This is a genomic window from Micromonospora sp. WMMA1363 (assembly GCF_030345795.1).
GTDB lineage: Bacteria > Actinomycetota > Actinomycetes > Mycobacteriales > Micromonosporaceae > Micromonospora.
The window spans coordinates 3,257,998-3,270,430 of the sequence record NZ_JAUALB010000001.1; the positions used below are offsets into that span (position 1 = coordinate 3,257,998).

Sequence of the window (12,433 nt, forward strand, 5' to 3'; positions counted from 1 at the left end):
GCCGGCACCGACGGTTTCCCGGACGCGACGAGGCCCCCGGCGATGCCGGGGGCCTCGTCGCGTCCGTTCCCTAGCGGTACGACCCGCCTTAGCGGTACGACCCGAAGTCGAAGTCGTCCAACGGAACCGCCTGGCCGCTGGCCGGCCCGAAGCCGTAGTCGGTCTCCGGGTACCCGGTCATCGAGTAGACCTTGGCCTTCGCCTCCTCGGTCGGCTCGACCCGGACGTTGCGGTACTTGCTGATGCCAGTACCGGCCGGGATGAGCTTACCGATGATCACGTTCTCCTTGAGGCCGATCAGCGAGTCGCTGCGGGCGTGGATCGCCGCGTCCGTCAGTACCCGGGTGGTCTCCTGGAAGGAGGCCGCCGACAGCCAGGAGTCCGTGGCCAGCGAGGCCTTGGTGATACCCATCAGCACCGGGCGACCGGCCGCGGGCTCGCCGCCCTCGGAGACGAGCCGGCGGTTCTCCGACTCGAACAGCGCCCGATCGACCAGCACACCGGGCAGGAACTCGGTCGAGCCGGAGTCGATGACCGTCACCCGCTTGAGCATCTGACGGATGATGATCTCGATGTGCTTGTCGTGGATGAGCACACCCTGTGAGCGGTAGACCTCCTGAACCTCCTGGGTCAGGTGGACCTGGACCGCACGCGGACCGAGAATGCGCAGCAGCTCGTGCGGATCGACCGTACCCAGGGTGAGCTTCTCGCCGACCTCGACGTGGTCGCCGTCGTTGGCCAGGAGCCGGACCCGCTTCGAGATCTTGTCGTAGACGATCTCGTCGCTGCCGTCGTCCGGCACCACAATGATCTTCCGCGACCGCTCGCCGTCCTCGATCCGGACCCGGCCGGGGGTGTCGGCGATGGGCGCCTTGCCCTTCGGGATCCGAGCTTCGAAGATCTCCTGAACCCGGGGCAGACCCTGGGTGATGTCCTCACCCGCGACACCACCGGTGTGGAAGGTACGCATCGTCAGCTGGGTACCCGGCTCACCGATCGACTGGGCGGCGATGATGCCGACCGCCTCGCCGACGTCCACCGTCTTACCGGTCGGCAGCGAGCGGCCGTAGCATGCACCGCAGACACCCAGCTTGGACTCGCAGGTGAGCACGCTGCGGACCCGGACGGTCTCCACCCCGGCCCCGACGATCCGGTCGACCAGGATCGAGTTGATGTCCGCGCCCCGCTCGGCGACGACGGTGCCGTCCGGACCCTTGATGTCGTCGGCCAGCGTACGGGCGTGCACGCTGGTCTCGGCGTGCTCGTGCACGACAAGTGAACCGGCTCCGCCGGAGTTCTGACCGCTGCCGTCGATCCGCTGCCCGACCTGCATCGGGATGGCCCGGTCGGTGCCGCAGTCCTCCTCGCGGATGATGACGTCCTGCGAGACGTCCACCAGACGACGGGTCAGGTAACCCGAGTCGGCGGTACGCAGGGCGGTGTCCGCGAGACCCTTTCGGGCACCGTGCGTGGAGATGAAGTACTCCAGCACGGACAGACCCTCCCGGTACGACGCCTTGATGGGGCGCGGGATGATCTCACCCTTGGGGTTGGCCACCAGACCACGGATCGCCGCGATCTGCCGGAGCTGGAGCAGGTTACCGCGGGCACCCGAGTTGATCATCTTCCACAGTGGGTTCTCCTGCGGTAGCGCGGTGTCCATCTCCTTGGCGACCTCGTTGGTCGCCTTGGTCCAGATCTCGATGAGCTCGCCGCGACGCTCCTCGGCGGTCATCAGACCACGCTGGTACTGCTTGTCGATCTGGTCGGCTTCCCGCTCGTACCGTTCCAGGATCTCCCGCTTACGCGGGGGCGCGATGACGTCCTCCATGCCGATCGTCACGCCGGACCAGGTGGCCCAGTGGAAACCGGCTTCCTTGAGCCCGTCGAGGGTGGCCGCGAGGGCCACCTTCGGGAAGCGCTCGGCGAGGTCGTTGACGATTGCGGAGAGTTGACCCTTGCGGATCTCGTAGTTCACGAAGCGGTAGCCCTGGGGCAGCGTCTCGTTGAACAGGACCCGGCCGAGCGTGGTCTCCACCGTCACCGGATCGCCCTCGACCCAGCCCTCGGGCGGGGTCCACGGCTCGGCACCGGGGCCGTTCTCGACGCCGACGAGGCCGCGCAGCCGGATCTTCACCGGGGCCTGCAGGTGCAGTTCGCCATTGTCGAACGCCATCCGCGCCTCGGCGTCCGAGCCGAACGCCCGGCCCTCGCCCCGCTCACCAGGGGTGAGGTGGGTGAGGTGGTAGAGACCGATGATCATGTCCTGGGTGGGCATGGTCACCGGCTTGCCGTCGGCCGGCTTGAGGATGTTGTTCGACGACAGCATCAGGATCCGCGCCTCGGCCTGGGCCTCGGCGGACAGCGGCACGTGCACCGCCATCTGGTCTCCGTCGAAGTCGGCGTTGAACGCCGTGCAGACCAGCGGGTGGATCTGGATGGCCTTGCCCTCGACCAGCTGCGGCTCGAAGGCCTGGATGCCCAGGCGGTGCAGGGTCGGCGCCCGGTTGAGCAGGACCGGGTGCTCGCCGATGACCTCCTCCAGAACGTCCCACACGACCGGCCGCTGCCGCTCGACCATCCGCTTGGCGGACTTGATGTTCTGCGCGTGGTTGAGGTCGACCAGCCGCTTCATCACGAACGGCTTGAACAGCTCCAGCGCCATCTGCTTGGGCAGGCCGCACTGGTGCAGCTTGAGCTTCGGACCGACCACGATGACCGACCGGCCGGAGTAGTCGACGCGCTTGCCCAGCAGGTTCTGGCGGAACCGGCCCTGCTTGCCCTTGAGCATGTCCGACAGCGACTTCAGCGGGCGGTTACCCGGACCGGTGACCGGCCGGCCCCGACGGCCGTTGTCGAACAGCGCGTCGACCGCCTCCTGGAGCATCCGCTTCTCGTTGTTGACGATGATCTCGGGCGCGCCGAGGTCGATCAGCCGTTTGAGTCGGTTGTTCCGGTTGATCACACGGCGGTACAGGTCGTTCAGGTCGGAGGTCGCGAACCGGCCACCGTCGAGCTGCACCATCGGCCGCAGGTCCGGCGGGATGACCGGAACGCAGTCCAGCACCATGCCGAGCGGCGAGTTGCGGGTGTTCAGGAACGCCGCGACGACCTTGAGCCGCTTGAGCGCCCGGATCTTCCGTTGCCCCTTGCCGGTACGGATGGTCTCCCGCAGGCTCTCCGCCTCGGCGTCGAGGTCCATGTTCTGGACGAGCGCCTTGATCGCCTCGGCGCCCATGCTGCCGGTGAAGTACTCGCCGAACCGGTCGCGCAGCTCCCGGTAGAGCAGCTCGTCGGTGACCAGCTGCTTCGGCTCCAGCTTGCGGAAGGTGTCCAACACCTCGTCCAGGCGGTCGATCTCGCGCTGGGCCCGGTCGCGGATCTGGCGCATCTCGCGCTCGCCGCCCTCCTTGACCTTGCGCCGGACGTCCGCCTTGGCACCCTCGGCCTCCAGCTCGGCCAGGTCGGCCTCGAGCTTGGCGGCCCGCTTCTCGATCTCCGAGTCGCGGCTGTTCTCGGACTGCCGCTTCTCGGCCAGGATCTCGTTCTCGATCGTCGAGAGGTCGCGGTGACGCGCCTCGGCGTCCACACTGGTCACGACGTACGATGCGAAGTAGATAATCTTCTCGAGGTCCTTCGGGGCAAGGTCCAGCAGGTAGCCCAGCCGGCTCGGCACGCCCTTGAAGTACCAGATGTGGGTCACCGGAGCGGCGAGCTCGATGTGCCCCATCCGCTCGCGACGGACCTTCGAGCGGGTCACCTCGACGCCACAGCGCTCGCAGATGATGCCCTTGAAGCGGACCCGCTTGTACTTACCGCAGTAGCACTCCCAGTCCCGCTGCGGACCGAAGATCTTCTCGCAGAAGAGCCCGTCCTTCTCCGGCTTGAGGGTGCGGTAGTTGATCGTCTCAGGCTTCTTGACCTCGCCGTGGGACCACTGACGGATGTCGTCGGCGGTGGCGAGGCCAATGCGCAGCTCGTCGAAGAAGTTGACGTCGAGCACTATGTCCCCTATGTCGTCGTCTGTACTGCTTAGCTAGTGCGTGGGGTCGGGAGCCGGCTCACCGGCTCCCGACCCTCACCTCAGACCTCTTCGACCGAGCTCGGCTCGCGCCGGGACAGGTCGATCCCCAGCTCCTCCGCGGCCCGGAACACCTCGTCATCGGTCTCGCGCATCTCCAGAGCCACGCCGTCGCTGGAGAGCACCTCGACGTTGAGGCACAGCGACTGGAGCTCCTTGAGCAACACCTTGAAGGACTCCGGGATGCCCGGCTCGGGGATGTTCTCGCCCTTGACGATCGCCTCGTAGACCTTCACCCGGCCGAGGACGTCGTCGGACTTGATGGTCAGCAGCTCCTGCAGGGCGTACGCCGCGCCGTACGCCTGCATCGCCCAGCACTCCATCTCACCGAAGCGCTGGCCACCGAACTGCGCCTTACCACCCAGCGGCTGCTGGGTGATCATCGAGTACGGGCCGGTCGACCGAGCGTGGATCTTGTCGTCGACCAGGTGGTTGAGCTTCAGGATGTAGATGTAGCCGACCGCGATCGGATCCGGCAGCGGCTCACCGGAGCGGCCGTCGAACAACTGCGCCTTGCCGGACGAACCGATCAACTGCTTGCCGTCCCGGTTGGGGAGGGTCGACGCGAGCAGACCGGAGATCTCCTCCTCGCGGGCACCGTCGAAGACCGGGGTGGCCACGTTGGTGTCCGGCTCGGAGACGTCCGCCGCGATCCCGCGCAGCTGGCGCTTCCACTCGGCGTCGTCGCCCTCGACCTTCCACCCGGTCTTGGCCACCCAGCCGAGGTGCGTCTCGAGCACCTGGCCGATGTTCATCCGGGAGGGCACACCGAGCGGGTTCAGCACGATGTCCACCGGCGTGCCGTCCTCGAGGAACGGCATGTCCTCGACGGGCAGGATCTTGGAGATGACGCCCTTGTTGCCGTGTCGTCCGGCGAGCTTGTCACCGTCCTGGATCTTCCGCTTCTGGGCGACGTAGACCCGGACCAGCTCGTTGACACCCGGGGGCAGCTCGTCGCCGTCCTCCCGGGAGAAGGTCCGGACGCCGATGACCGTGCCGGTCTCGCCGTGCGGCACCTTCAGCGAGGTGTCCCGGACCTCGCGCGCCTTCTCACCGAAGATCGCGCGGAGCAGCCGCTCCTCCGGAGTCAGCTCGGTCTCGCCCTTGGGCGTGACCTTGCCGACCAGGATGTCGCCGGGGACCACCTCGGCGCCGATCCGGATGATGCCGCGCTCGTCGAGGTCGGCGAGCATCTCCTCGCTGACGTTCGGGATGTCGCGGGTGATCTCCTCCGGACCGAGCTTGGTGTCCCGGGCGTCGACCTCGTGCTCCTCGATGTGGATCGAGGTGAGCACGTCCTGCTGCACGAGGCGCTGCGACAGGATGATCGCGTCCTCGTAGTTGTACCCCTCCCAGGTCATGAACGCCACGAGCAGGTTGCGCCCGAGCGCCATCTCGCCCTCGTCGGTACACGGACCGTCGGCGATGACCTGGCCGGCCTCGACGCGGTCACCCTCGAAGACGACCGGCTTCTGGTTGACGCAGGAGCCGGAGTTGGAGCGGCGGAACTTGTGCAGCAGGTACGTCCGGCGGTGGCCGTCGTCCTGGTGGATGGTGACGTAGTCGGCGCACAGGTCCTCGATCACACCGCCGACCTCGGCGACGACCACGTCGCCGGCGTCCACGGCGGCGCGGTACTCCATGCCCGTACCGACCAGCGGCGCCTCGGCCTTGACCAGCGGCACCGCCTGGCGCTGCATGTTCGCGCCCATCAGCGCCCGGTTGGCGTCGTCGTGCTCGAGGAACGGGATCATCGCGGTGCCGACGGAGACCATCTGCCGCGGCGAGATGTCCATGTAGTCCACGGCAGCCGGCGCCACGTCCTCGGTCTCACCGCCCTTACGGCGGCACAGGACCCGGTCCTCGGCGAACGAACCGTCCGCCTTCAGCGGCGCGTTGGCCTGCGCCTTGACGAACCGGTCCTCGTCATCCGCGGTCAGGTAGTCGACCTGGTCGGTGACCCGGCCGTCGACGACCTTGCGGTACGGCGTCTCGAGGAAGCCGAACGGGTTGACCCGGGCGAACGTCGACAGGTTGCCGATCAGACCGATGTTCGGGCCTTCGGGCGTCTCGATCGGGCACATCCGGCCGTAGTGGGACGGGTGCACGTCCCGGACCTCGAAGCCGGCCCGCTCCCGGGACAGTCCCCCCGGGCCGAGCGCGTTCAGCCGGCGCCGGTGGGTGAGCCCCGCCAGCGGGTTGGTCTGGTCCATGAACTGGGACAGCTGCGACGTGCCGAAGAACTCCTTGATCGCCGCCACCACCGGGCGGATGTTGATCAAGGTCTGCGGCGTGATCGCCTCCACGTCCTGCGTCGTCATCCGCTCCCGGACGACCCGCTCCATGCGCGACAGGCCGACCCGGACCTGGTTCTGGATCAGCTCGCCCACGGTGCGGATCCGGCGGTTGCCGAAGTGGTCGATGTCGTCGGCCTCGTAGCCCTCCTCACCGGCGTGCAGCCGGCAGAGGTACTCGACGGTGGCGACGATGTCGTCCTGGGTGAGCGTGCCGGTGGTGATCGGCACGTCCAGCCCGAGCTTCTTGTTGAACTTGTACCGGCCCACCTTCGCGACGTCGTACCGCTTCGGGTTGAAGAAGAGGTTGTCGAGCAGGGTCTGGGCGTTCTCCCGGGTCGGTGGCTCACCAGGGCGGAGCTTCCGGTAGATGTCGAGCAGGGCTTCGTCCTGGCCGGCGATGTGATCCTTCTCGAGCGTGGTCATCATCAGCTCGGACCAGCCGAACTTCTCCCGGATCTGCTCGGCCGACCAGCCGATCGCCTTGAGCAGCACCGTGACGGCCTGCCGGCGTTTACGGTCGATGCGCACACCGACCGTGTCGCGCTTGTCGATGTCGAATTCCAGCCAGGCACCCCGGCTCGGGATGACCTTGACGCTGGACAGGTCGCGGTCGGAGGTCTTGTCCGGCTGCTTGTCGAAGTACACGCCCGACGAGCGGACGAGCTGGCTGGTGACGACGCGCTCGGTGCCGTTGATGATGAAGGTGCCCTTCGGCGTCATCATCGGGAAGTCACCCATGAACACCGTCTGGCTCTTGATCTCGCCGGTGGTGTTGTTGGTGAACTCCGCGGTCACGAACAGCGGCGCGCAGTAGGTGAGGTCCTTCTCCTTGCACTCCTCGATCGAGGCCTTGACCTCGTCGAAACGCGGAGCCGAGAAGGAGAGCGACATGGTGCCGGAGAAGTCCTCAATGGGACTGATCTCGTCGAGGATCTCCGCGAGACCCGAGCGTGCGTGCGGGTCGTCCGCCGACCGGCCCTGCCACGCCTCGTTGCCGACCAGCCAGTCGAAAGACTCGGTCTGGATGGCGAGGAGGTTGGGGACCTCGAGGTGTTCGGTGATCCTGCCGAAGGAAACTCGGCGGGGAGCGAAAGCGCTCGACGTACGACTGGTCTTCGCAGGGCGGGAAGCTGCCAAGATGCGTCCTTCCGAGGACCGGTGCTGCAGAACGGCTGGTACGCGTGCACTCCAATGACCCCGCCAGAAATAGCCACAAACGGACAATTCCGAGCAGGGGTCAAGTCGGAAGGCAGCGCAAACTAGCAGTGTAGCCGAGAGGCTAACCGCTGTCCAGCCCACCCCGCAGGTCGTCGCGGAACGTGCCTCGAGACTCCCAACCGGGGTCCCACCGGCTCGCTCAGAACACGACGCTCCCGCCGGGCCACTCGCGTGTCGTTGGCGATGGAGTCCCACCGCCATCACCCAAGTGGTGGCCGTTGCAAGCGCGGACGGTCTTGCTGGTGTCAGCGTGCCTGCCAGGCCAGGGCCGCGTCAAGGGCCGGTCCCCGGCCCGCCGCCGCTTTCCCACCACCGGGCGATCGGAAGCCGTCCCGGCGCATCCGGCACTGGACACCGACCGCGCAGGTCACGTGCGCTACCGCCGGTGCCGTCAACGCGACGGGCGGCGATCCGCTTCCCGGATCGCCGCCCGTCGTGACGCGCTGTGCCCCAACTCACGTGAGCCGGAACGCGTCTGGTCGCACCTCAGGTCACTTGAGGGTGACCTTGGCGCCCTCGCCCTCGAGCTTGGTCTTGGCCTTGTCGGCGGTCTCCTTGTTGACCTTCTCCAGGACCGGCTTCGGCGCGGCCTCGACCAGGTCCTTGGCCTCCTTCAGGCCCAGGCCGGTCAGCTCACGCACGACCTTGATGACCTGGATCTTCTTGCCACCGTCGGCGTCGAGGATGACGTCGAACTCGTCCTTCTCCGGCTCGGCCTCGGCGGGGGCGCCGGCCCCACCCGGGGCGGCGGCGGCCATCGCGACCGGAGCCGCCGCGGTGACCTCGAAGGTCGTCTCGAACTGCTTCACGAACTCGGAGAGCTCGATCAGCGTCATCTCCTTGAACGCGTCGAGCAGCTCTTCGGTGCTGAGCTTCGCCATGTCTGGCGTCCTTTCTGAATGGTTGACCTAAGAACGTGGGTGCGCCGCGGGGCCTCAGGCCGCCTCGGCGCCCTCCTTCTCGCGCTTGTCCTGCAGGGCGGCCGCCAGACGCGCGGTCTGGGCGAGCGGGGCCTGGAACAGGGCCGCGGCCTTGCTCAGGTTGCCCTTCATGGCGCCGGCCAGCTTGGCCAGCAGCACCTCGCGGGACTCCAGGTCGGCGAGCTTCGTGACCTCGGCCGCGGAAATGGCCTCGCCCTCGAAGACACCGCCCTTGATGACGAGCTTCGGGTTGGCCTTCGCGAAGTCACGAAGCCCCTTCGCCGCCTCGACGACGTCGCCCGAAACGAAAGTCAGCGCGGTAGGACCGGTGAACAGCTCGTCGAGGCCGGAGATACCCGCGTCCGCCGCGGCACGCTTGGCCAGCGTGTTCTTCGCGACCGTGTAGCTGGTCTCCTTGCCGAGCGAGCGCCGCAGCTGGGTGAGCTGGGAAACCGTCAGACCGCGGTACTCGGTCAGCACGGTCGCCCCCGCGTTGCGGAAACTCTCGGTCAGCTCAGCGACGGCCGTGGCCTTGTCGACCCGGATCGGCTTGTCCGCCATGTCCCTCCTCTCTCGTTGCTCGGAGCTGGTACGCCGGCGACGAGCGGAACTCGTAACGGCGTCGGAGGCACCACGACAACGAGAAAAGCCCCGGCGCAGGGGCGCACGGGGCGAGGGCCGGCCCGATGACCGCGGTCGGCGGACCACGGGATGAGCCGTCTTTCGCTTGCCGCCCTGCGCGGGTCGCCCGTCATCGCGGAACCTTCGACCGTGCCAGGGCACGGTGACCAGCGGTCTCTGGGTGGAACGGAGCAAGGATACGCGACGCGTCCCGCCAGGCCAAATCGCCCCCGTATCGGTCGACACGCGCGGACAGCCGCCGCCAAGCGCGGTCCGGGCCGCGTTGGTGGCAACGGGGCCGAGCGCTCGTCAACCGATGAGCGCGTCAGAACGGATAACGGGAAGGGGCCTCGCCACAGCGTGGCGAGGCCCCTTCCCGGCGGTCGTTCAGCTCTCAGCCGAGCCCTCCTGCAGGTTCTTCACGATGTTCGGGTCGATCGGAACACCCGGCCCCATCGTGGTGGTCAGGGTGACCTTCTTCAGGTACTTGCCCTTCGCGGCGGACGGCTTGGCCCGCAGGATCTCATCCAGGACCGCCGCGTAGTTGTCGACCAGCTGGGCCTCCGAGAACGAGGCCTTGCCGATGATCAGGTGCAGGTTGGAGTGCTTGTCCACCCGGAAGGTGATCTTCCCGCCCTTGATGTCCGAGACGGCCTTGGCGACATCCATGGTCACCGTGCCGGTCTTCGGGTTCGGCATCAGACCGCGCGGGCCCAGGATCCGCGCGATCCGGCCGATCTTGGCCATCTGGTCCGGCGTAGCGATCGCCGCATCGAAGTCGAGCCAACCACCCTGGATGCGGGCGACCAGCTCGTCGGTGCCCACCTCGTCCGCGCCGGCAGCGGCGGCCTCCTCGGCCTTCGCGCCGGCGGCGAAGACGATCACGCGGGCGGTCTTACCGGTGCCGTGCGGCAGGTTGACCGTGCCACGGACCATCTGGTCCGCCTTACGGGGGTCGACGCCGAGGCGCATCGCGACCTCGACCGTGGCGTCGAACTTGACGGCTGTGGTCTCCTTGGCCAGCTTGACGGCCTCGGCGGGGGTGTAGAGCTTCGACCGGTCGATGACCTCGGCGGCCTTGCGGTAGCTCTTGCTGCGCTGCATGTCTGGTTACTCCTGTGGTTTCTGGCGGGCCGCGGCGTACGCGCGCCCTCCCACGAACTGATCGGGTGAGCGGTGACCGAGGTCAGTCGGCGACGTTCAGGCCCATCGACCGGGCGGTGCCGGCGATGATCTTCTCAGCCTGGTCGAGGTCGTTGGCGTTGAGGTCGGCCATCTTCTTCTCGGCGATCTCCCGCAGCTGGGCGCGGGTCACGGTGCCGACCTTCTCCTTGTGCGGGACGCCCGAGCCCTTCTGCACGCCGGCGGCCTTGATCAGCAACCGGGCGGCGGGCGGAGTCTTGAGAACGAAGGTGAAGGTCCGGTCCTCGTACACGCTGATCTCGGCGGGAACGATGTCGCCCCGCTGCGACTCGGTCTGCGCGTTGTAGGACTTGCAGAACTCCATGATGTTCACACCGTGCTGACCGAGCGCAGGGCCGACCGGCGGCGCCGGGGTGGCCTGGCCCGCCGGCAGCTGAAGCGTGAACGTCTTGACGAGCTTCTTCTTCGGAGGCATGTCTCTTCCTGGGGCTTGGAACTGGGAATTTCGCCGAACTGGGAAATCGCCGGCCACGGGCACGCACGGTCAGCGCGATGCGACGGCGACGTTCTAGGGTAGCGCAGCGGTCCGCGCCCCGGTCCGCCGAGGTCCGGGCGAGGGCGGAAACACGTACGCCGGCGACGAGCCATCGCCCGCCGCCGGCGTACCGAATGTCAGATCTTGGTGACCTGGTTGAAGTTCAGCTCCACCGGCGTCTCCCGACCGAAGATCGACACCAGCACCTTGAGCTTCTGCTGGTCAGCGTTGATCTCGCTGATTGTCGCCGGTAGGGAGGCGAAGGCACCGTCGGTGACGGTGACCGAGTCGCCGACCTCGAAGTCGAGAACCTTGACCTCGGGCTTGGCCTTCTTCTGCTCGGTCTCCACGGCCGGCGCCAGCCACTTGAGCACCTCGTCGAGGCTCAGTGGCGCCGGACGGTCGGCCCGGTCGGTGGCGCCCACGAAGCCGGTCACGCCTGGAGTGTTACGGACGCAGGAGTAGGACTCCGCGGTCAACTCCATCCGGACCAGGATATAGCCCGGGAAGACCTTGGCCTGGACCTGGGACCGCTTGCCGTTCTTGACCTCAACCTCTTCCCGGGTCGGGACCTCGACCTGGTAGATGAAGTCCTCCATGTCGAGGGACGTGATCCGGGTCTCGAGGTTGGTCTTGACCTTGTTCTCGTAGCCAGCGTACGAGTGCACCACATACCAGTCACCCGGCGCGTAGCGCAGCTTCTGGCGCAGCTCGGCGACCGGGTCGAACTTCTCGTCCTCGGCCACCCCGCTGGCGGGTAGCTCCGGCTCGCTGGCGGCCTCGACCGACTCGTCACCAGCCGCCGTCGCGACCATGGACTGCTCGTCCACGGGTCCGGCGGTCTCGTCGTACTCAGGCACGCTCGCTCACTTCCGTCACTATCGGCACAGTCAGCCGGTCAGCTGGGGTTGCCGAAGACCCACAACACGCCCTTGGCGAAGGCGTAGTCGAGGCCGGCCACGATCGTCAGCATCACCGCGACGAACGCGATCACCACGGCCGTATAGGTCAGCAGCTCCTTGCGGGTCGGCCAGATGACCTTACGCAGTTCCGCCACGACCTCGCGGATGAAACGCACGATGCGGCCGAACAGGCCCACCTTCTCGGCATCGGTCCGCGTCTTCCGGCCGTCGGCGGAATCCGCCTTGGCCCGCGAACGGGTGGCGGTGCCGCCCCGCGAAACCGGCTCGTCCGCGTCGGCGGCATCGTCCTCGGCGCCGTCGCTGACGACCTCGTCGTTCAGGCGGTCGTCGTCGGCGTCCTCGCCGCGCCGCTTGTTGTCGGCCACTTCGCCCTCCGTCGCGGGATGTCGTTCGCACGCCGTCGCGACGTGCGCGGCGCCTGGTCACACCGGCCGGCCCGACCGTCCCGCGACGGGCCGCGGCCGGCGGATCGAACCGGAGGGCCCGAGTGCCTCGGAGCCACCCCGCCGATGCCACCACCACGGGCCGGACGCCGCCGGACGGCGGCGCGACCCACGGAACGGTCAGGCCTGAGGCGCAGGGGTGACAGGACTTGAACCTGCAGCCTGCGGTTTTGGAGACCGCTGCTCTGCCAATTGAGCTACACCCCTGTGCGGCCAACGCTCACCCCACCCGCCACGCATGACCAGGCAGGG

Annotated in this window: 8 protein-coding genes and 1 tRNA gene; all 9 read right to left on the reverse strand. The window is 67.7% G+C overall.

All coding sequences use genetic code 11. The features are described from left to right. Nucleotides 1-88: 88 nt before the first annotated feature. The 9 genes from QTQ03_RS15025 to QTQ03_RS15065 all read right to left on the reverse strand — a co-directional run bounded on the left by QTQ03_RS15025 (nucleotide 89) and on the right by QTQ03_RS15065 (nucleotide 12,388). A complete protein-coding gene (locus QTQ03_RS15025; protein ID WP_289278583.1) occupies nucleotides 89-4,003 on the reverse strand; it encodes a DNA-directed RNA polymerase subunit beta' in 3,915 nt (1,304 codons plus the stop codon). 80 nt (nucleotides 4,004-4,083) lie between these two features. Further along, nucleotides 4,084-7,515 carry a DNA-directed RNA polymerase subunit beta gene (gene rpoB / locus QTQ03_RS15030; protein WP_289278584.1) on the reverse strand — a complete coding sequence of 1,144 codons (3,432 nt, stop codon included), beginning with the start codon at nucleotides 7,513-7,515 and terminating at the stop codon, nucleotides 4,084-4,086. Between the two features lie 572 nt (nucleotides 7,516-8,087). Beyond that, on the reverse strand, nucleotides 8,088-8,477 hold the full coding sequence (rplL, locus tag QTQ03_RS15035) for a 50S ribosomal protein L7/L12 (protein ID WP_289278585.1): 390 nt from the start codon (nucleotides 8,475-8,477) through the stop codon (nucleotides 8,088-8,090). Nucleotides 8,478-8,531: 54 nt separating this feature from the next. Then, nucleotides 8,532-9,077, reverse strand: a complete 546-nt coding sequence (gene rplJ, locus QTQ03_RS15040) for a 50S ribosomal protein L10 (RefSeq protein ID WP_289278586.1) — start codon at nucleotides 9,075-9,077, stop codon at nucleotides 8,532-8,534. Nucleotides 9,078-9,524: 447 nt separating this feature from the next. Then, on the reverse strand, nucleotides 9,525-10,241 hold the full coding sequence (gene rplA / locus QTQ03_RS15045) for a 50S ribosomal protein L1 (protein ID WP_289278587.1): 717 nt from the start codon (nucleotides 10,239-10,241) through the stop codon (nucleotides 9,525-9,527). Between the two features lie 82 nt (nucleotides 10,242-10,323). Then, complete coding sequence (gene rplK, locus QTQ03_RS15050; RefSeq protein WP_091335673.1) at nucleotides 10,324-10,755, reverse strand: 50S ribosomal protein L11; 432 nt, start codon at nucleotides 10,753-10,755, stop codon at nucleotides 10,324-10,326. 197 nt (nucleotides 10,756-10,952) lie between these two features. Then, nucleotides 10,953-11,675: a transcription termination/antitermination protein NusG gene (gene nusG / locus QTQ03_RS15055; RefSeq protein WP_289278588.1), complete on the reverse strand. Its 723-nt coding sequence runs from the start codon at nucleotides 11,673-11,675 to the stop codon at nucleotides 10,953-10,955. Between the two features lie 38 nt (nucleotides 11,676-11,713). Continuing rightward, nucleotides 11,714-12,103 carry a preprotein translocase subunit SecE gene (gene secE / locus QTQ03_RS15060; protein WP_289278589.1) on the reverse strand — a complete coding sequence of 130 codons (390 nt, stop codon included), beginning with the start codon at nucleotides 12,101-12,103 and terminating at the stop codon, nucleotides 11,714-11,716. Between the two features lie 212 nt (nucleotides 12,104-12,315). Further along, nucleotides 12,316-12,388, reverse strand: a tRNA-Trp gene (locus tag QTQ03_RS15065). Nucleotides 12,389-12,433 lie beyond the last annotated feature (45 nt).